We start from the raw sequence: 20,008 nt of genomic DNA on the forward strand, positions 1-20,008 counted from the left end.
GTGATTGATAAATCCGCCTTTATTCACCCTACCGCCATTGTGGAAGAGGGCGCCAGTATTGGCGCTAACGCTCACATTGGCCCATTTTGTATTGTTGGACCCCATGTTGAAATTGGTGAGGGTACCGTACTGAAGTCTCACGTTGTCGTGAATGGCCATACAAAAATTGGTCGCGATAACGAGATCTATCAGTTTGCCTCCATCGGCGAAGTTAACCAGGATCTTAAATATGCTGGCGAACCGACCCGCGTGGAAATTGGCGATCGCAACCGCATCCGCGAAAGCGTCACCATTCATCGTGGCACAGTGCAGGGCGGTGGAGTGACGAAGGTGGGCAGCGATAACTTACTGATGATTAATGCGCACGTCGCGCATGATTGTACGGTAGGCAACCGCTGTATTCTGGCGAATAACGCCACGCTTGCCGGACATGTTTCGCTGGATGATTTTGTTATCATCGGCGGCATGACTGCGGTGCATCAATTCTGCATCATCGGCGCGCATGTGATGGTTGGCGGCTGTTCTGGCGTTGCTCAGGACGTGCCACCGTACGTTATCGCCCAGGGCAACCACGCGACGCCGTTTGGCGTCAATATCGAAGGTCTGAAGCGTCGTGGGTTCACCCGCGAAGCGATTACCGCGATTCGTAATGCCTACAAAGCGTTGTACCGTAGCGGTAAAACGTTGGAAGAAGCGAAACCGGAAATCGCCGAACTGGCGAAACAGCACCCTGAAGTCCAGGCTTTCAGCGACTTCTTTGAGCGCTCAACGCGTGGTCTGATTCGTTAATGACTGAGCAGCGTCCTTTAACGATTGCCCTCGTCGCCGGAGAAACCTCCGGCGATATTCTTGGTGCAGGGCTAATCCGCGCACTCAAAGCTCGTGTTCCCAATGCGCGTTTTGTTGGCGTGGCGGGGCCGCTAATGCAGGCCGAAGGCTGTGAAGCCTGGTACGAAATGGAAGAACTGGCGGTGATGGGCATTGTTGAAGTGCTCGGACGTCTGCGCCGTTTACTGCATATTCGTGCCGATCTCACTCGTCGATTCACCGATCTCAAGCCGGATGTTTTCGTTGGTATTGATGCGCCTGATTTCAATATTACCCTTGAAGGGAACTTGAAAAAGCAGGGCATAAAAACCATTCATTATGTCAGTCCGTCCGTCTGGGCATGGCGACAGAAACGCGTTTTCAAAATAGGCAGATCCACTAATATGGTGCTGGCCTTTCTGCCTTTCGAAAAAGCGTTTTATGACAAATTTAACGTCCCGTGCCGCTTTATCGGCCACACCATGGCGGATGCCATGCCGTTGGATCCGGATAAAAACGCGGCGCGTGATATTCTGGGTATTCCCCACGATGCTCACTGCCTGGCGCTGCTGCCTGGAAGCCGTGGCGCGGAAGTGGAGATGCTCAGCGCCGATTTTCTGAAAACGGCGCAGTTGTTACGTCAGCATTACCCGGATCTCGAAGTGGTGGTGCCGCTGGTCAATGCCAAACGTCGGGAGCAGTTTGAGCGTATCAAAGCTGAGGTTGCGCCGGAGCTTTCCGTGCATCTGCTTAATGGAATGGGACGTGAAGCGATGGTGGCCAGCGACGCCGCACTGTTGGCTTCAGGCACCGCCGCGCTGGAATGTATGCTGGCAAAGTGTCCGATGGTGGTCGGCTACCGCATGAAACCTTTTACCTTCTGGCTGGCGAAGCGTCTGGTGAAAACGGATTACGTTTCGCTTCCTAACCTGTTAGCGGGAAGAGAACTGGTTAAAGAGCTGTTGCAGGAAGAGTGTGAGCCGCATGCGCTGGCGCAAGCGCTGTTGCCGTTACTGGCGAATGGTAAAACCAGCCATGCGATGCATGACACTTTCCGTGAACTGCATCAGCAGATCCGTTGCAATGCTGATGAGCAGGCGGCGGATGCAGTCCTGGAGTTAGCGCAATGATTGAATTTGTTTATCCGCATACGCATTTAGTGGCGGGTGTGGATGAAGTCGGACGTGGTCCTTTGGTTGGGGCGGTTGTTACTGCTGCCGTCATTCTGGATCCGGCTCGCCCGATTATCGGTCTTAACGACTCAAAAAAATTGTCGGAAAAACGTCGCCTGGCGTTGTTTGATGAAATAAAAGAAAAAGCGTTAAGCTGGAGCGTGGGCCGTGCGGAACCGCATGAAATCGACGATCTGAATATTTTGCATGCCACCATGCTGGCGATGCAGCGTGCGGTCGCGGGGCTGCATATTGCGCCGGAATACGTACTGATTGACGGCAATCGTTGTCCGGCATTACCGGTACCGTCGATGGCGGTAGTCAAAGGTGATAGCCGCGTAGCGGAGATTAGCGCAGCGTCAATACTGGCAAAAGTGACCCGCGATGCTGAAATGGCAGCGCTGGATACGGTTTTTCCGCAGTATGGCTTTGCGCAGCACAAAGGCTATCCAACCGCTTTTCATCTGGAAAAATTGGCACTGTATGGCGCGACAGAGCACCATCGCCGCAGTTTTGGCCCCGTCAAACGCGCACTGGGACTCACGTCCTGATTCTTGTGTCGAAGGAATCTGAAGATGTCTGAACCACGTTTCGTCCACCTCCGGGTGCACAGCGACTACTCCATGATCGATGGGCTGGCGAAAACCGGGCCGCTGGTGAAGAAGGCGGCCGCGTTAGGCATGCCTGCGCTGGCGATCACCGATTTTACCAACCTGTGTGGTCTGGTGAAGTTTTACGGAGCGGGTCACGGCGCCGGTATTAAGCCTATTGTAGGCGCAGATTTTCATGTCCGCAGTGAACTATTGGCTGATGAACTCACGCAACTCACCGTACTGGCCGCTAACAATACCGGCTATCAGAACCTGACGTTATTGATATCAAAAGCCTATCAGCGCGGTTATGGCGCAGAAGGGCCGGTTATCGACCGCGACTGGCTGGTCGAGCTAAAAGAAGGTTTGATTTTGCTCTCCGGCGGCCGCATGGGCGACGTCGGACGTAGCTTGTTGCGCGGTAATAGCGCCCTGGTTGACGAATGCGTGGCGTTTTACGAAGCGCATTTTCCCAATAGCTACTTCCTTGAGCTGATCCGTACCGGCAGACAAGATGAAGAAAACTATCTGCATGCCGCGGTAGAACTGGCTGAAAGGCGTGGTTTGCCGGTGGTGGCGACCAACGATGTTCGCTTCCTGGAAACCGGCGATTTCGACGCGCATGAAATCCGTGTGGCGATCCACGACGGGTTCACCCTTGACGACCCTAAACGCCCGCGTAACTACTCCGCGCAGCAGTATATGCGTAGCGAAGACGAGATGTGCGAGCTGTTCTCCGATATCCCGGAGGCGCTGCAAAACACCGTCGAAATTGCCAAACGCTGTAACGTCACGGTGCGTTTGGGTGAGTATTTCTTGCCACAGTTCCCGACCGGTGATATGACCACCGAGGATTTCCTCGTGGCGAAGTCGAAAGAGGGGCTGGAACAGCGACTGGCGTTCCTGTTCCCGGATCCGGAAGAGCGCGCCAGGCGCCGTCCGGAATATGATGAACGTCTGGATGTTGAGCTACAGGTTATCAACCAGATGGGGTTCCCGGGCTACTTCCTGATCGTTATGGAATTTATCCAGTGGTCGAAGGATAACGGCGTACCAGTAGGTCCGGGACGTGGTTCCGGCGCAGGCTCGCTGGTGGCCTATGCGCTAAAAATTACCGACCTGGATCCGCTGGAATTTGACCTGCTGTTCGAACGTTTCCTGAACCCGGAACGTGTCTCAATGCCCGACTTCGACGTTGACTTCTGTATGGAGAAACGCGACCAGGTTATTGAACACGTGGCGGATATGTACGGTCGTGATGCGGTTTCGCAGATTATTACTTTCGGTACGATGGCGGCAAAAGCGGTTATCCGAGACGTGGGCCGCGTGCTGGGGCACCCGTACGGCTTCGTGGATCGTATTTCGAAACTGGTGCCGCCCGATCCGGGCATGACGCTGGCGAAAGCCTTTGAAGCTGAACCGCAACTGCCGGAAATCTATGAGGCAGATGAAGAGGTTAAAGCGCTGATCGATATGGCGCGTAAGCTGGAAGGCGTCACGCGTAACGCCGGCAAGCACGCCGGTGGCGTGGTTATCGCTCCGACCAAAATTACCGATTTTGCGCCGCTATACTGCGATGAACAGGGGCTGCACCCGGTTACTCAGTTTGATAAGAACGACGTGGAATACGCCGGCCTGGTGAAGTTCGACTTCCTGGGGCTGCGTACGCTGACCATCATCAACTGGGCGCTGGAGATGATCAACGCCCGCCGTGAAAAGAACGGCGAGCCGCCGCTGGATATCGCGGCCATTCCGCTTGACGATAAGAAAAGCTTCGACATGCTGCAACGCTCGGAAACCACCGCGGTATTCCAGCTTGAATCCCGCGGCATGAAGGATCTGATCAAACGTCTGCAGCCTGACTGCTTCGAAGATATGATCGCACTGGTGGCCCTGTTCCGCCCGGGCCCGCTACAGTCGGGGATGGTAGATAACTTTATCGACCGTAAGCATGGTCGCGAAGAGATTTCCTATCCGGACGTACAATGGCAGCATGAGTGTCTGAAGCCGGTACTGGAGCCAACCTACGGCATTATCCTGTATCAGGAACAGGTTATGCAGATTGCCCAGGAGCTGTCTGGTTACACGCTTGGCGGCGCGGATATGCTGCGTCGTGCGATGGGTAAGAAAAAGCCGGAAGAAATGGCCAAACAGCGCGGCACCTTTGAAGAAGGAGCGAAAAAGCGCGGCGTCGACGGCGAACTGGCGATGAAAATCTTTGACCTGGTGGAGAAATTCGCCGGTTACGGATTTAACAAATCACACTCCGCCGCCTATGCGCTGGTCTCTTACCAGACGCTATGGTTGAAGGCGCATTACCCAGCCGAGTTTATGGCGGCGGTAATGACGGCCGATATGGATAACACCGAGAAAGTGGTCGGGCTGGTGGATGAATGCTGGCGCATGGGGTTAAAAATCCTGCCGCCAGACATTAACTCCGGGCTTTACCATTTCCACGTTAACGATGATGGCGAGATTGTTTATGGCATCGGCGCGATAAAAGGCGTGGGTGAAGGGCCAATTGAAGCTATTATTGAGGCGCGCAACGAAGGCGGTTACTTCCGCGAGCTGTTTGATCTCTGTGCGCGTACGGATATCAAAAAACTCAATCGCCGGGTGCTGGAAAAACTGATTATGTCCGGGGCGTTTGACCGCCTTGGCCCACACCGCGCGGCGTTGATGAATTCGTTGAATGATGCGCTAAAAGCCGCCGATCAGCATGCGAAAGCCGAGGCTATTGGCCAGGCTGATATGTTTGGCGTGCTGGCGGAAGAACCCGAACAAATTGAACAGTCTTATGCCAACTGTACACCGTGGCCTGAGCAGGTAGTATTAGACGGTGAGCGTGAAACGTTAGGGCTTTACCTGACGGGACACCCTATCAACCAGTATTTAAAAGAAATTGAGCGCTATGTTGGAGGCCACAGGCTGAAAGACATGCATCCGACAGAACGTGGTAAAGTCACCACGGCTGCGGGGCTCGTCATTGCCGCGCGGGTAATGGTCACCAAGCGCGGCAATCGTATCGGCATCTGTACACTGGATGACCGTTCCGGGCGTCTGGAAGTTATGTTGTTTACCGATGCCCTGGATAAATACCAGCAATTGCTGGAAAAAGACCGCATACTTATCGTCAGCGGACAGGTCAGCTTTGATGACTTCAGCGGCGGGCTTAAAATGATGGCCCGTGAAGTCATGGATATTGACGAAGCCCGGGAAAAATATGCTCGCGGGCTTGCTATCTCGCTGACGGACAGGCAAATTGATGACCAGCTTTTAAACCGACTCCGTCAGTCTCTGGAACCCCACCGCTCGGGGACAATTCCAGTACATCTCTACTATCAGAGGGCGGATGCACGTGCGCGGTTGCGTTTTGGCGCGACGTGGCGTGTCTCTCCGAGCGATCGTTTGCTAAACGATCTCCGCGGCCTTATTGGTTCGGAGCAGGTGGAACTGGAGTTTGACTAATACAGGAATACTATGAGTCTGAATTTCCTTGATTTTGAACAGCCGATTGCAGAGCTGGAAGCAAAAATCGATTCTCTGACTGCGGTTAGCCGTCAGGATGAGAAACTGGATATTAACATCGATGAAGAAGTGCATCGCCTGCGTGAAAAAAGCGTAGAACTGACGCGTAAAATCTTCGCCGATCTTGGCGCATGGCAGGTAGCCCAACTGGCGCGCCATCCACAGCGTCCGTACACCCTGGATTATGTCCGCCTGGCGTTTGATGAATTTGATGAGCTGGCGGGCGATCGTGCCTATGCGGATGACAAAGCTATCGTCGGCGGTATCGCGCGTCTGGATGGCCGTCCGGTGATGATCATTGGTCATCAGAAAGGCCGTGAGACCAAAGAAAAAATTCGTCGTAATTTCGGCATGCCAGCGCCGGAAGGCTATCGCAAAGCGCTGCGTCTGATGGAAATGGCAGAACGTTTCAACATGCCGATCATTACCTTCATCGACACCCCAGGGGCTTACCCGGGCGTGGGCGCGGAAGAACGTGGTCAGTCTGAAGCGATCGCGCGCAACCTGCGTGAAATGTCGCGTCTAAGCGTACCAGTCATCTGCACCGTTATCGGTGAAGGTGGTTCCGGCGGCGCGCTGGCGATCGGCGTAGGCGATAAAGTGAATATGCTGCAATACAGCACCTATTCCGTTATCTCCCCGGAAGGTTGTGCCTCCATTCTGTGGAAAAGCGCTGATAAAGCGCCGCTGGCCGCTGAAGCGATGGGTATTATCGCGCCGCGTCTGAAAGAGCTGAAGCTTATCGACTCTATCATTCCTGAACCGCTGGGTGGCGCGCACCGTAACCCGGAAGCCATGGCGGCGTCACTGAAAGCGCAACTGCTGGCCGATCTCGCCGATCTTGATGTGTTAGGTAAAGAAGATCTGAAAAACCGTCGCTACCAGCGTCTGATGAGCTACGGCTACGCATAAGCTACATTAATTCTGAAAAGGGCCACAATGCTGTGGCCCTTTTTTTTACCTGCAGTTTGACCAGGCTATGCTTAACTAAGGTTTTTCCAGGAGGAATGCATGAATATCATTGCCATCATGGGACCGCATGGCGTCTTTTATAAAGATGAGCCCATCAAGGAACTTGAGCGTGCGCTACAACAGCAGGGGTTTCAGATTATCTGGCCGCAGAATAGCGTTGACCTGCTGAAGTTTATCGAACATAACCCGCGAATTTGCGGCGTCATTTTTGACTGGGATGAATACAGTCTGGATCTGTGCAGTGACATCAACCAGCTCAACGAATATCTTCCGCTTTACGCTTTTATTAATACCCATTCGACGATGGATGTCAGCGCTCACGACCTGCGCATGGCGCTGTGGTTTTTTGAGTATGCGCTGGGCCAGTCTGAAGACATTGCCACCCGTATCCGCCAGTACACCAGTGAATATCTGGATAACATTACGCCCCCTTTCACCAAAGCGCTGTTTACCTATGTGAAGGAAGGAAAGTATACCTTTTGCACGCCCGGTCATATGGCGGGAACGGCGTACCAGAAAAGCCCGGTCGGCTGCCTGTTCTATGATTTCTTTGGCGGTAATACGCTGAAAGCCGATGTCTCCATTTCAGTGACCGAGCTGGGCTCGCTGCTGGATCATACCGGCCCGCACCTGGAAGCGGAGGAGTATATCGCGCGCACTTTTGGCGCCGAGCAGAGCTATATGGTGACCAACGGCACGTCCACCTCCAATAAAATTGTTGGTATGTACGCCGCACCCACGGGCAGTACGCTGTTGATTGACCGCAACTGTCATAAGTCGTTGGCGCATTTGCTGATGATGAGCGATGTGGTGCCAATCTGGTTGAAGCCGACGCGTAATGCGTTGGGTATTCTGGGCGGTATCCCCCGTCGGGAATTTACCCGTGCAAGCATTGAAAGCAAGGTAGAGGAGACCCCTCAGGCGCAATGGCCGGTGCATGCGGTGATCACCAACTCCACCTATGACGGCCTGCTGTATAACACCAACTGGATCAAACAAACGCTGGATGTGCCCTCTATCCATTTTGATTCAGCCTGGGTGCCATATACCCATTTTCATCCGATCTATCAGGGGAAAAGCGGGATGAGCGGTGAGCGCGTGCCGGGGAAGGTGATTTTTGAAACCCAGTCCACCCACAAGATGCTGGCGGCGTTGTCACAGGCTTCTTTGATCCACATTAAGGGCGATTACGACGAAGACACCTTTAACGAAGCCTTTATGATGCACACATCCACTTCGCCGAGTTACCCGATTGTTGCCTCGATAGAAACCGCAGCGGCAATGCTGCGTGGTAATTCAGGCAAGCGGTTAATCAATCGTTCGGTGGAGCGGGCGCTGCATTTTCGTAAAGAAGTGCAGCGGTTGCGTGAAGAGTCGGATGGCTGGTTTTTTGATATCTGGCAACCAGAAAGGGTGGATGAAGCAGAATGCTGGCCGGTAGCGCCCGGTGAAGACTGGCACGGATTTATCGATGCTGACGCCGACCACATGTTTCTTGACCCGGTGAAAGTCACTATTCTGACGCCGGGGATGGATGAACAGGGAAATATGAGTGAAGAGGGGATTCCTGCCGCGCTGGTGGCGAAATTCCTTGATGAACGCGGCGTGGTTGTCGAGAAAACGGGACCGTATAATCTGTTGTTCCTGTTCAGCATCGGCATTGATAAAACCCGGGCGATGGGCCTGCTGCGCGGGCTGACGGAATTTAAGCGTTCGTACGATCTGAATTTACGCGTGAAAAATATGCTTCCGGATCTGTATGCTGAAGATCCTGATTTTTATCGTAATATGCGCATTCAGGATCTGGCGCAGGGGATCCATAGGCTTATTCGCCAGCACGATCTTTCCGGGCTGATGCTGCGGGCATTTGATACCTTACCGGAAATGAAAATGACGCCGCATCAGGCCTGGCAGCGGCAGATCAAAGGTGAGGTTGAAACGGTGGCGCTCGATCAACTGGTGGGGCGCGTTTCCGCCAATATGATCCTGCCTTACCCTCCCGGCGTACCGCTCTTGATGCCTGGTGAAATGATCACGGAAAAAAGCCGGGCTGTACTCGATTTCCTGCTGATGCTGTGCTCCGTGGGCCATCATTATCCTGGATTTGAAACCGATATCCATGGCGCTAAACTGGGTGAGGATGGCGTGTATCGTGTGAGAGTCTTAAAAATGGCATAACGACTTGCCTGAACCCATTACGCACGAGTAACGTGCTGAAGAACAAACGAAAGAGGCAAAACGCTATGCTGGGATTAAAACAGGTTCACCATATTGCCATTATTGCGACGGACTACGCGGCGAGTAAGGCATTTTACTGCGATGTGTTGGGCTTCACCCTGATGAGCGAAGCCTACCGGGAAGAGCGAGACTCCTGGAAAGGCGATCTGGCATTGAACGGTCAGTATGTGATTGAGCTATTTTCTTTCCCATTTCCACCTTGCCGCCCCAGCCGACCGGAAGCCTGTGGTTTACGTCATCTGGCGTTCAGTGTGGATGACGTAGAGAAAGCGATCGCGCATCTGGAAGCGCGCGATGTGAAGTGCGAGCCGATACGCATTGATCCGTTTACCGGCAAACGCTTCACGTTTTTTAACGATCCCGACGGATTACCGCTCGAACTGTATGAGCTGTAAGGCTTGTCATTATGGCGTTAGCCCGGTAACGTGCCGGGCAATACCATTGTAAGTAACCATCATGACAACACTCACGCTGAATACTTCACTGCTGAATTCTCAATCGATTCTGGTCGCCTTTAGCGGCGGGCTGGACTCCACCGTGCTGCTGCATCAGTTAGTGCTGTGGCGAGCACAGCACCCTGAGGTTACGTTGCGCGCAATCCATATTCATCATGGATTAAGTCCCCACGCGGACAACTGGGTGCAGCACTGTGAATCGATATGCGCGCAGTGGCAGGTGCCGCTGGTGGTTGAACGGGTCCGTCTGGAGGATGATGGTCTGGGGATAGAAGCTCAGGCGCGGCGGGCGCGCTATCACACATTTGCACAGACGTTGCTGCCGGGCGAGGTACTGATGACCGCCCAGCATCTGGACGACCAGTGCGAAACTTTTCTGCTGGCCCTTAAGCGTGGCAGTGGTCCTGCCGGGCTTTCCGCCATGGGAGAAAGCTCGCCGTTCGCCGGGACCCGGCTGATCCGACCGCTGCTGGCGCAAACGCGAGAGGCGCTGGAAGGGTGGGCGCGACAGCACCAATTATGTTGGATTGAGGATGAAAGTAATCAGGATGATACCTACGATCGCAATTTCCTCAGATTGCGCGTTACCCCGTTGCTGCAACAGCGTTGGCCGCACTTCGCGCAAGCCACGGCCCGCAGCGCCGCGCTGTGCGCCGAGCAGGAGAGCTTACTGGATGAACTGCTTGCCAGCGATTTAGCCGACTGCGTCACGGCCCAGGGCACACTTTTACTGGCGCCGCTTATGACGATGAGCAGTGTGCGGCGTGCAGCCCTGCTTCGCCGCTGGCTGGCAGGATTAAATGCGCCAATGCCTTCCCGTGACGCGCTGGAACGTATCTGGCTGGAAGTCGCACTGGCGCGGGAAGATGCTTCCCCCTGTTTTTGCCTTGGAGAGTTCGACATTCGTCGTTATCAGTCACAGTTGTGGTGGGTGAAATCGGTCGATGGGCAAAGCGAAACCGTCATCCCGTGGACATGCCGGGAAACGCCGTTGACGCTGCCTGCCGGGTTAGGCTCGGTGCAGCTCATCCCTGCTGGCGAATTGCGTATGCCGCAGGCAGATGAAGCCGTCAGCATTCGGTTTAAAGCGCCAGGCGTATTACATATTGTCGGGCGTAACGGTGGACGTAAATTAAAGAAAATCTGGCAGGAGCAGGGGATCCCGCCCTGGCGACGAGATACCACACCGCTGTTGTTTTACGGCGAAACGCTGATTGCGGCTGCGGGTGTTTTTGTGACGCGTGAGGGAGCAGCAGAAGATAAAGAAGGGGTGAGTCTGGTTTGGCATGCCTGATGGCGGTGCGCTTATCCGACCTACATATCGCATGGAAAGTAGGCCGGATAAGGTGCTTGCACCCCATCCGGCAACAAAAGAATCAGGATTCGCTGACGACCACGGTACCGATTTGCGGGTGGCTGAAGCTGGCAATTTTATCGAGGCGCAGCTCCCGGGTTTCACCTGCGACATCTGCGACCAGATATTCCACGTTTTTGCGTGAAACCAGATCGTTTGCTTTCGCTTGTAAAACTTCGCCATCTTTTAACGCCAACGTCAGTAACAAATGGTGCTGGCAGGCGAGTTCAAGATTGTCGTAATCATCACAGTTGATGGGTTGATACGTTTCATTCATTGACATAATCGCTCACCAGTAAGTTCGCGGCAGCATAGGCCGCTTTTTCCCTGACCGACTCTGAAAGGGCGCTGTCTGCCGCCATTTCATTAAGCACCTTCAATACGCAACCCAGCGCATCCGGGACATACCCTAAGTCTCCGCTGGCGATTTCCGCGTACCGCTTGCGTATTAACTCACAATATTTTTCCACATGCCCTCCTGTCAGCACTCTGACTTAACCGTGGATGCAAGTCTAAGCCTACGAAGATAAACTCTGTTTAGCAAGGTGACTATACCATACTCATTCAGGCAATATCAGCGGCCTTGATAGAGGTGCTGTTAGCAGCCTTTTGCCGCAGTTTTCGCTACAATGAGCGCCTGATTCGAAAGGAGTTCTCAAATGGCGCTTAAAGCGACAATCTATAAAGCTGTAGTCAATGTGGCGGATCTCGACCGCAACCAGTTCCTTGACGCAGCCTTGACGCTGGCGCGTCACCCTTCAGAAACCCAGGAGCGCATGATGCTGCGACTGCTGGCGTGGATTAAATATGCCGATGAACGCCTGCAGTTCACGCGTGGCCTGAGCGCGGAAGATGAACCGGAAGCCTGGCTGCGAAACGACCATCTGGGCATTGATTTATGGATTGAACTCGGCCTGCCGGATGAGCGTCGTATTAAGAAAGCCTGCACTCAGTCTGCTGAGGTGGCCCTGTTTACCTACAACAGCCGTGCGGCCCAGATCTGGTGGCAACAAAACCAGAGTAAGTGCGCGCAGTTTAAAAATCTTACCGTGTGGTATCTGGATGACGAACAGCTGGCGCAACTGAGTGAATTTGCTGGTCGCACCATGGCGCTGCAGGCGACGATCCAGGATGGCGCTATCTGGTTGTCCGATTCTCAGAACAATCTGGAAATTCATCTGACCGCGTGGCAGCAGGGTTCATGATAGTTATCTCCCGAAACGTCTCTATCTCTGAAAATGAGCTGGAAATCACGGCGATTCGGGCGCAGGGCGCGGGTGGTCAGCACGTTAACAAGACCTCGACGGCCATCCATTTGCGCTTTGACATTCGGGCCTCTGGCCTGCCAGAGTATTATAAGGAACGCCTGCTGGCCGCCAGCCATCATCTGATTAGCGGCGATGGCGTTATTATCATTAAGGCGCAGGAATACCGTAGCCAGGAGCTAAACCGGGAAGCGGCAATCTCCCGGCTGGTGGCGGTGATCAAAGAATTAACCGCAGTGCAAAAAAGCCGACAGGCAACGCGTCCTACGCGCGCTTCGAAAGAGCGTAGGTTGTCATCGAAGGCGCAAAAATCCACAGTGAAGTCACTGCGCGGGAGAGTTCGTCGAACGCAAGACTGACGAGCAGGAATAAAAATTTATAAGGAATTGATAGTGAAAACAGCAATATTGTCCGTCGTCGCTGCATGCACGCTTTTTTCCTTGATCGGCTGTAACAACCGTACTGAAGTTGAAGTACTACAGCCGACACGGGCGGCAGAATTAAAACCGATGCAGCAAAGCTGGCGAGGCATCCTGCCTTGCGCGGACTGCGAAGGGATTGAAACTTCTCTGTTCCTCGAAAAAGACGGAACATGGGTGATGAACGAACGTTATCAGGGGGTGAGGGATGAACCGTCGTCCTTTGCCTCTTACGGAACATGGGCGCGCACTGCGGATAAGCTGGTGCTGACCGACAGTAAAGGTGAAAAGTCGTACTATCGTGCTAAAGGCGAAGCGCTGGAAATGCTCGATCGTGAAGGTAATCCGATTGAGTCGCAGTTCAACTACACCCTTCAGCCCGTTTCCGCCAGCTTACCGGTGACGCCAATGCCGATGCGGGGCATGTACTTCTATATGGCTGACGCAGCTATCTTTACCGACTGCGCAACGGGTAAACGGATGCCGGTGGCGAATAACGCCCAGCTTGAGCGTGACTATTTAGCCGCGCGCGCGGAAAACGGGCAATCCGTATTGCTGACGCTGGAAGCGCATTTTACACTGGAGGCGAACCCGGACACTGGCGAGAAAGTGAAAACGCTGATGGCGGATAAAGATGCGAAATTTACCCCCGGCAAAGGGTGTAATTAATTGATGAAAAAAAGGCCCTGATTATCAGGGCCTTTTGCTGATATTAGCCTTTAATGGCTTTTACCAGGTAGTCGACGATGTCGCCCGTTTTAATCAACTGCTTCTCGCCGTTACGACGGTATTTGTATTCGATATCGTCGTTGTCGAGGTTACGGTCGCCCAGCACGATAGTGTGCGGAATACCGATCAGTTCCATATCGGCAAACATCACGCCCGGACGCTCTTTACGGTCGTCCATCAGCACTTCAATGCCCTGCGCGCGCAGCTCTGCGTACAGCTTTTCAGCCAGTTCCTTCACGCGGTAGGACTTATGCATGTTCATCGGCAGAATCGCGACCTGGAACGGGGCAATGGCGTCTGGCCATACGATACCGCGATCGTCATAGTTCTGTTCGATAGCAGCAGCAACCACGCGAGTGACCCCGATACCGTAGCAACCCATGGTCAGGATCTGGTTACGGCCATCTTCGCCCTGAACGGCGGCTTTCATCGCTTCAGAGTACTTGGTGCCCAGCTGGAAGATGTGACCCACTTCGATGCCGCGTTTAATCAGCAGCGTACCCTGGCCATCCGGACTCGGGTCGCCAGCGACCACGTTACGAATGTCCGCAACTTCCGGGGTGGCAACATCACGATCCCAGTTGATACCGAAATAGTGCTTACCGTCGATGTTCGCGCCCGCAGCGAAATCGCTCATCACGGCAACGGTACGGTCGATAACGACCGGAATTGGCATGTTCACCGGACCCAGAGAACCCGGACCCGCTTTCACCAGTGCGCGAATCTCTTCTTCGGTGGCGAAGGTCAGCGGGCTGGCAACCTGCGGCAGTTTTTCCGCTTTGACTTCGTTCAGCTCGTGATCGCCGCGAACCAGCAGCGCAATCAACGGAGACTTGCTGCCTTCAACCGCTTTCACCAGCAGGGTTTTTACGGTTTTCTCGATCGGCAGGTTGAACTGCTCAACCAGCTCGGCGATGGTTTTGGCGTTTGGCGTATCGACCAGCGTCATCTCCTGCGTTGCTGCCGCACGCGGCTCTTTTGGCGCAACGGCTTCGGCAAACTCGATATTCGCTGCATAATCGGAGGTGTCGGAGAAGATCACATCGTCTTCGCCGCTCTGCGCCAGCACCTGGAATTCGTGAGAGGCGCTACCGCCGATAGAACCGGTATCCGCTTGTACCGCACGGAAATCGAGACCCATACGGCTGAAGATCTTGCTGTACGCTGCGTACATCGCGTCGTAGGTCTCCTGCAGGGATTCCTGAGAGGTATGGAAAGAGTAGGCATCTTTCATCAGGAATTCGCGGGAACGCATCACGCCGAAGCGCGGACGAACTTCGTCACGGAATTTAGTCTGGATCTGGTAGAAGTTCAGCGGCAGCTGTTTGTAAGAGCTCAGCTCGTTACGAATCAGGTCGGTGATCACTTCTTCATGCGTTGGGCCAAGGACGAACGGGCGATCGCCACGGTCAGCAATACGCAGCAGTTCCGGGCCGTATTGTTCCCAACGGCCACTCTCTTGCCACAGCTCAGAGGGCTGAACGACCGGCATCAACACCTCGATCGCACCGGCGTTGTTCATCTCTTCACGCACGATGTTTTCGACTTTTTTCAGGACGCGCACGCCGGTCGGCAGCCAGGTGTATAACCCGGAGGCCAGCTTGCGGATCATCCCGGCGCGCAGCATCAGCTGATGGCTGATGACTTCGGCGTCGGCAGGTGTCTCCTTCAGAGTGGAGAGCAGATATTGGCTAGTACGCATGTTGTTACGGTTCCAGTTGAACGATCGAACAGGCTCAAGACGAGCCTGGCACAAAACAAAAGTGGTTTAGTTTACCAGCGAGAAAGGGATGTCAAAAGAGTACGCGACGCAAATTAGCGGGCTTCCAGAGCAAAGACCTCAAATCCTGACGGCATAACGCGCCAGCGGACGTTAAAGTCCAGCAGCCAAACGGCGTAGGTTTTGCCTTCTTCCTCGTTTTTACGGTAGGCAGGACGGGGATCCTGCGCCAGCACTTCGGCAATAAACTGGCGAAGATGCGGATAACGTTTTTCCAGCCCAGCCAGTTGCCCGGCGATCTCTTCACTGAACGACACATCTACGCTGGCCTGCGGTGCATCCTGAGCATAGCTGGCGCGAGCATCGGGCAGCGATTCGGCAAATGGCAGATACGGTTTAATATCCACAACCGGCGTACCATCGACAAGATCCAGCCCGCCGAGCTCAAGGATGACGTGCTCTTTGTGGCAGCGGATACCTCGAAGCTCAACCAAAGACATGCCAACAGGGTTAGGACGAAACGTTGAACGCGTGGCGAAGACACCCATTCTGGCGTTGCCGCCAAGACGGGGAGGGCGCACGGTTGGACGCCATCCTCCTTCCATTGTCTGATGAAAAACAAAAATCACCCACAAATGGCTGAAGGCTTCCAGGCCGCGAACAGCTTCGGCCTGGTTATAGGGAGCGAGCAAATGCAGTTCGCCGCTGGCACTTTTCACCAGACCTGGCTGGCGTGGAACGGCGAACTTTTCTTTATAAGGTGAGCGGATAACGCCTATTTGCTCGAACTGAAAATGACTCATTTCGCCGAAATGTTCAGTGCAGAACCAATGCAAACCGCCTGACGATAGCAACCTGGCGTCCCGCTGGTGACTTCGCAACTGTGCAGCAATACCGCATTCGCTTTCATTTTAGAGGCGTTAATCTGCATGCGTTTACGTGCGGTTGGGATGCTCGGAGGGGAATCCTGGTTAGATGCCTGGCAGGATTCGCCGCTGACTTCGCCGAGATCGCGGAACGGTTTACCCACTAAATCTTCGGCGTTAGTAATGATTCTTACCGGCGCCGCGCGCGGTGCTTTTGGTTTTTCCGGCTCCGCTTTTGGCGGGGTAGCGGTGCTTTGAACGGGTTCAACAGGGGATCTGCTTAACATAGAACAGCCGCTCAGCATGAGTGCTACTAAACAGATCGGTAAAGCACGCATAATATTTCCTCAATGAATGATCTAAACGTCAGATATTGAATCAGGTGCTTGCATAAATGACAAGACGGGCAAGCGCCCGTCCTGATGATATTACAGATTCTGGAAACAGCCTAAAATTACCAGCCCTTAACAGCACCGCCGTTGAAGACTTTGTTCGCTGCTTCGTATACTTCGTCAGACTGGTAGGCCTGCACGAATTTCTTCACGTTCTCAGCATCTTTGTTGTCTTCACGGGTCACGATCAGGTTTACGTACGGAGAATCTTTATCTTCAACAAAGATACCGTCTTTTGCCGGGGTCAGGCCAATCTGGCTGGCGTAGGTGGTGTTGATGACCGCCAGGGCGATTTGCGCATCGTCCAGTGAACGCGGCAGCTGCGGCGCTTCCAGTTCAACCAGCTTCAGGTTTTTCGGGTTTTCAATTACGTCCAGCGCGGTCGGCAGCAGGCCAACACCGTCTTTCAGTTTGATTAAGCCCACTTTTTGCAGCAGCAGCAGCGAGCGGCCAAGGTTAGTCGGGTCGTTTGGAATCGCGACCTGAGAACCTTCCTGCAGCTCATCCAGTGATTTGATTTTTTTGGAATAGCCCGCAATCGGGTAAACAAAAGTATTGCCCGCGGCAACCAGCTTGTAACCACGATCTTTAATCTGCTGATCCAGGTACGGTTTGTGCTGGAAGGCGTTAGCATCAATGTCGCCTTTGCTCAACGCTTCGTTAGGCAGGACGTAATCGTTAAACGTGACCAGCTCAACGTCCAGACCGTATTTTTCTTTTGCCACTTTCTGCGCGACTTCTGCAACCTGTTGCTCTGCGCCAACAATAACGCCCACTTTGATGTGGTTAGGATCTTTTTCATCCTGACCGCAACCCACAAGTGCCAGAGAACCGATTAGGGCTCCAACTGCCGCAAAGGTTTTGAATTTGAACGCCATGCTTATTTCCTTTTCTTAATGAGTTTTTAGTGTTGTGTGCAACGTTATTTGTGCGTGACAACCCGGACGATGCGATCGCCGGATAACTGAATTAAATAAACCAGAACGACGAGCAATACCAGTACTGTATTCATCACAGTAGCGTTGTAGCCAATATAACCGTACTGGTAGCCAATCTGTCCCAGACCACCTGCGCCGACGGCACCGCCCATCGCGGAATAGCCAACCAACGTGATGAGCGTGATGGTGGCGGCATTGACCAGACCCGGCAGCGCTTCTGGCAGTAATACCTTACGTACAATCTGCAACGGCGTGGCGCCCATCGCACGGGAGGCTTCAATCAGCCCGGTCGGGATTTCCAGCAGCGCGTTTTCCACCATACGGGCGATAAACGGCGCGGCGCCGACGGTCAGCGGGACGATAGCGGCCTGCAGCCCAATAGAGGTACCCACAATCATGCGGGTGAAAGGAATCATCCACACCAGCAAAATAATGAATGGGATGGAACGGAAAATATTTACCAGCGCAGAGAGCGTACGGTAAAGCTTAGCGTTCTCAATAATTTGCCCGGGACGCGTAACGTACAGCAATACGCCAACCGGCAGGCCAATGACAAAACCAAAAAAACCGGACACAAAGGTCATTGCCAGCGTTTCCCATACGCCGCGAACCAGTAACCACATCATCGGCTCAGACATAACCCAGTACCTCTACTTTTACATGGTGTTCCTGCAGCCAGTTAATGGCTGCCTGTGTATCTTCCTGTGTGCCGTGCATTTCCGTCAGCATAATGCCGAACTTCACACCGCCGGCATAATCCATCTGCGCGCTAATAATGTTGTTATTCACATTAAAGCGACGGGCCGTCTCAGAGAGTAATGGCGCATCGACCGAATGACCGGTGAACTCCATGCGCAGCATTGGCACGCTGTCGGCTTGCGGCTCTGCTTTTAAACGTTCCAGATAATCTTCCGGGATATCCAGATGTAGAGTGGACTGGATAAACTTCTGTGCCAGCGGCGTTTTCGGGTGAGAGAAGACTTCGCTGACGGTGTCCTGTTCAATCAGTTCACCATTGCTGATGACCGCCACACAGTCACAAATGCGTTTTACAACGTCCATCTCATGGGTAATCAGCAGAATGGTGAGACCCAGACGACGGTTAATGTCTTTCAGCAGTTCCAGAATCGAACGCGTGGTTGCCGGGTCGAGTGCACTGGTGGCTTCATCGCAGAGCAACACTTTGGGATTACTTGCCAGCGCACGGGCGATCGCCACTCGCTGTTTTTGTCCACCGGAAAGGTTGGCTGGATAGCTATCGTGTTTGTCGCCAAGGCCAACTAAATCCAGCAGTTCTGTTACACGGCGTTTGATCTCTTCCTTTGGCGTGTTATCCAGTTCCAGCGGCAGCGCGACGTTACCAAACACGGTACGGGAAGAGAGCAGGTTAAAGTGTTGGAAAATCATGCCGATTTGACGGCGAGCTTTGGTCAACTCGGACTCTGAAAGCGTTGTCAGCTCCTGACCACCGACCTGAACGCTGCCTTCGGTTGGGCGTTCAAGTAAGTTAACGCAGCGGATAAGCGTACTTTTACCGGCACCGGAGGCGCCAATGACGCCATAAATCTGCCCCGCGGGAACATGCAGGCTGACATTATTTAGCGCCTGAATGGTACGAGTCCCCTGCTGGAACACTTTGGTGATATTCGAAAGTTTAATCATTGGTTATTTATTATCGTAATTAAGTTAGCCGTGGCATTTTCGTCTGTCTGGGACGGTCGAAGCCGTCAACAAGATGGATGTTAAGGCATCCAGACGTCTAAATCAATCTAGCTTTGCACGATGAGCACTTTCTTGCCCGCCGAAACATGCGATACTAGAGCCACATGCCTTATTCAGGAGCTATAAAAGGTGGCAAAGTCTGTACCCGCAATTTTTCTCGACCGTGACGGCACCATTAATGTGGACCACGGTTACGTACATGAGATTGATGAGTTCGAGTTTATCGACGGCGTTATTGATGCCATGCGTGAACTTAAAAATATGGGTTACGCGCTAATTGTGGTGACGAACCAGTCTGGTATCGCGCGCGGTAAATTTACCGAGGCACAGTTTGAAACGTTGACCGAATGGATGGACTGGTCGCTGGCCGATCGCGACGTTGATCTGGATGGTATCTACTATTGCCCGCACCATCCGCAGGGTACCGTAGAAGAGTATCGTCAGGTCTGCGATTGCCGTAAGCCGCATCCCGGGATGTTGATCTCCGCTCGCGACTTCCTGCACATCGATATGGCTGCTTCTTATATGGTAGGCGACAAAATAGAAGATATGCAGGCGGCAGCAGCGGCGAATGTTGGCACCAAGGTACTGGTGCGCACGGGCAAACCCGTCACGCCGGAAGCAGAAAATGCGGCAGATTTGGTTATAAATAGTCTGGCAGACCTGCCAAAGGCGATAAAAAAGCAGCAAAAGTAAGCGTTGTGGATAAAAGGTGAGCGGTTGGAACGAAAATGCATTTTTCCGCTTGTCTTCCTGAGTCGACTCCCTATAATGCGCCTCCATCGACACGGCGGATGTGAATCACTTCACACAAACAGCCCGGTCGGTTGAAGAGAAAAAC

Annotated in this window: 20 protein-coding genes; 12 read left to right on the forward strand and 8 right to left on the reverse strand. The window is 53.5% G+C overall.

Annotation, left to right across the window (positions count from 1 at the left end; all coding sequences use genetic code 11):
* The 8 genes from lpxA to tilS all read left to right on the forward strand — a co-directional run bounded on the left by lpxA (position 1) and on the right by tilS (position 11,056).
* Positions 1–789 carry an acyl-ACP--UDP-N-acetylglucosamine O-acyltransferase gene (lpxA, locus tag OGV69_RS11100; RefSeq protein WP_038637417.1) on the forward strand — a complete coding sequence of 263 codons (789 nt, stop codon included), beginning with the start codon at positions 1–3 and terminating at the stop codon, positions 787–789.
* Positions 789–1,937, forward strand: coding sequence for a lipid-A-disaccharide synthase (gene lpxB, locus OGV69_RS11105; RefSeq protein ID WP_042312164.1), 1,149 nt, complete (start codon positions 789–791; stop codon positions 1,935–1,937). The genes lpxA and lpxB overlap by 1 nt, the downstream gene beginning before the upstream one ends.
* A complete protein-coding gene (gene rnhB / locus OGV69_RS11110) occupies positions 1,934–2,530 on the forward strand; it encodes a ribonuclease HII (RefSeq protein WP_038637421.1) in 597 nt (198 codons plus the stop codon). The genes lpxB and rnhB overlap by 4 nt, the downstream gene beginning before the upstream one ends.
* Positions 2,531–2,554: 24 nt before the next feature.
* Positions 2,555–6,037: a DNA polymerase III subunit alpha gene (gene dnaE, locus OGV69_RS11115; protein ID WP_038637424.1), complete on the forward strand. Its 3,483-nt coding sequence runs from the start codon at positions 2,555–2,557 to the stop codon at positions 6,035–6,037.
* Between the two features lie 12 nt (positions 6,038–6,049).
* Positions 6,050–7,009, forward strand: coding sequence for an acetyl-CoA carboxylase carboxyl transferase subunit alpha (gene accA / locus OGV69_RS11120; protein ID WP_038637427.1), 960 nt, complete (start codon positions 6,050–6,052; stop codon positions 7,007–7,009).
* 99 nt (positions 7,010–7,108) lie between these two features.
* Positions 7,109–9,247 carry a lysine decarboxylase LdcC gene (ldcC, locus tag OGV69_RS11125; protein WP_069324021.1) on the forward strand — a complete coding sequence of 713 codons (2,139 nt, stop codon included), beginning with the start codon at positions 7,109–7,111 and terminating at the stop codon, positions 9,245–9,247.
* Between the two features lie 65 nt (positions 9,248–9,312).
* A complete protein-coding gene (locus OGV69_RS11130; RefSeq protein ID WP_069324020.1) occupies positions 9,313–9,702 on the forward strand; it encodes a VOC family protein in 390 nt (129 codons plus the stop codon).
* A gap of 61 nt (positions 9,703–9,763) precedes the next feature.
* Positions 9,764–11,056, forward strand: coding sequence for a tRNA lysidine(34) synthetase TilS (gene tilS, locus OGV69_RS11135; RefSeq protein ID WP_069324019.1), 1,293 nt, complete (start codon positions 9,764–9,766; stop codon positions 11,054–11,056).
* A gap of 82 nt (positions 11,057–11,138) precedes the next feature.
* Here the strand turns inward: tilS and rof are convergent, their stop codons facing one another.
* Complete coding sequence (rof, locus tag OGV69_RS11140; protein WP_003018503.1) at positions 11,139–11,399, reverse strand: Rho-binding antiterminator; 261 nt, start codon at positions 11,397–11,399, stop codon at positions 11,139–11,141.
* A complete protein-coding gene (locus OGV69_RS11145; RefSeq protein ID WP_024132476.1) occupies positions 11,386–11,586 on the reverse strand; it encodes a YaeP family protein in 201 nt (66 codons plus the stop codon). Before OGV69_RS11145 ends, rof begins: the two co-directional genes overlap by 14 nt.
* Positions 11,587–11,775: 189 nt before the next feature.
* Between OGV69_RS11145 and OGV69_RS11150 the strand changes: the two genes are divergently transcribed.
* Genes OGV69_RS11150 through nlpE form a run of 3 tightly spaced genes read left to right on the forward strand, consistent with a single transcriptional unit; the run spans position 11,776 to position 13,469 of the window.
* Positions 11,776–12,321, forward strand: coding sequence for a YaeQ family protein (locus OGV69_RS11150; protein WP_038637444.1), 546 nt, complete (start codon positions 11,776–11,778; stop codon positions 12,319–12,321).
* On the forward strand, positions 12,318–12,740 hold the full coding sequence (gene arfB / locus OGV69_RS11155; protein ID WP_069324018.1) for an alternative ribosome rescue aminoacyl-tRNA hydrolase ArfB: 423 nt from the start codon (positions 12,318–12,320) through the stop codon (positions 12,738–12,740). Before OGV69_RS11150 ends, arfB begins: the two co-directional genes overlap by 4 nt.
* Before the next feature lie 30 nt (positions 12,741–12,770).
* Entirely contained in the window at positions 12,771–13,469 is a 699-nt protein-coding gene (nlpE, locus tag OGV69_RS11160; RefSeq protein ID WP_110498853.1) for an envelope stress response activation lipoprotein NlpE, read from the forward strand.
* 43 nt (positions 13,470–13,512) lie between these two features.
* Here nlpE and proS read toward each other — a convergent pair whose 3' ends face one another.
* The 6 genes from proS to metN all read right to left on the reverse strand — a co-directional run bounded on the left by proS (position 13,513) and on the right by metN (position 19,107).
* Positions 13,513–15,231, reverse strand: coding sequence for a proline--tRNA ligase (gene proS, locus OGV69_RS11165; RefSeq protein WP_069324016.1), 1,719 nt, complete (start codon positions 15,229–15,231; stop codon positions 13,513–13,515).
* 113 nt (positions 15,232–15,344) lie between these two features.
* Entirely contained in the window at positions 15,345–16,052 is a 708-nt protein-coding gene (gene tsaA, locus OGV69_RS11170) for a tRNA (N6-threonylcarbamoyladenosine(37)-N6)-methyltransferase TrmO (protein WP_069324015.1), read from the reverse strand.
* On the reverse strand, positions 16,049–16,453 hold the full coding sequence (gene rcsF / locus OGV69_RS11175; protein WP_016151780.1) for an envelope stress sensor lipoprotein RcsF: 405 nt from the start codon (positions 16,451–16,453) through the stop codon (positions 16,049–16,051). The genes tsaA and rcsF overlap by 4 nt, the downstream gene beginning before the upstream one ends.
* 116 nt (positions 16,454–16,569) lie before the next feature.
* Positions 16,570–17,385, reverse strand: a complete 816-nt coding sequence (metQ, locus tag OGV69_RS11180; RefSeq protein ID WP_006686809.1) for a methionine ABC transporter substrate-binding lipoprotein MetQ — start codon at positions 17,383–17,385, stop codon at positions 16,570–16,572.
* Between the two features lie 44 nt (positions 17,386–17,429).
* Positions 17,430–18,083 carry a methionine ABC transporter permease MetI gene (locus OGV69_RS11185; protein ID WP_006686810.1) on the reverse strand — a complete coding sequence of 218 codons (654 nt, stop codon included), beginning with the start codon at positions 18,081–18,083 and terminating at the stop codon, positions 17,430–17,432.
* The gene (gene metN, locus OGV69_RS11190) at positions 18,076–19,107 is read right to left on the reverse strand and encodes a methionine ABC transporter ATP-binding protein MetN (RefSeq protein ID WP_038637459.1); all 1,032 of its coding nucleotides are present in this window, start codon (positions 19,105–19,107) and stop codon (positions 18,076–18,078) included. Before metN ends, OGV69_RS11185 begins: the two co-directional genes overlap by 8 nt.
* Positions 19,108–19,296: 189 nt before the next feature.
* Between metN and gmhB the strand changes: the two genes are divergently transcribed.
* The gene (gene gmhB / locus OGV69_RS11195; RefSeq protein WP_038637462.1) at positions 19,297–19,863 is read left to right on the forward strand and encodes a D-glycero-beta-D-manno-heptose 1,7-bisphosphate 7-phosphatase; all 567 of its coding nucleotides are present in this window, start codon (positions 19,297–19,299) and stop codon (positions 19,861–19,863) included.
* Positions 19,864–20,008: the final 145 nt, after the last annotated feature.

The organism is Citrobacter sp. Cc139 (assembly GCF_030334645.1).
GTDB classification, from domain to species: domain Bacteria; phylum Pseudomonadota; class Gammaproteobacteria; order Enterobacterales; family Enterobacteriaceae; genus Citrobacter; species Citrobacter werkmanii.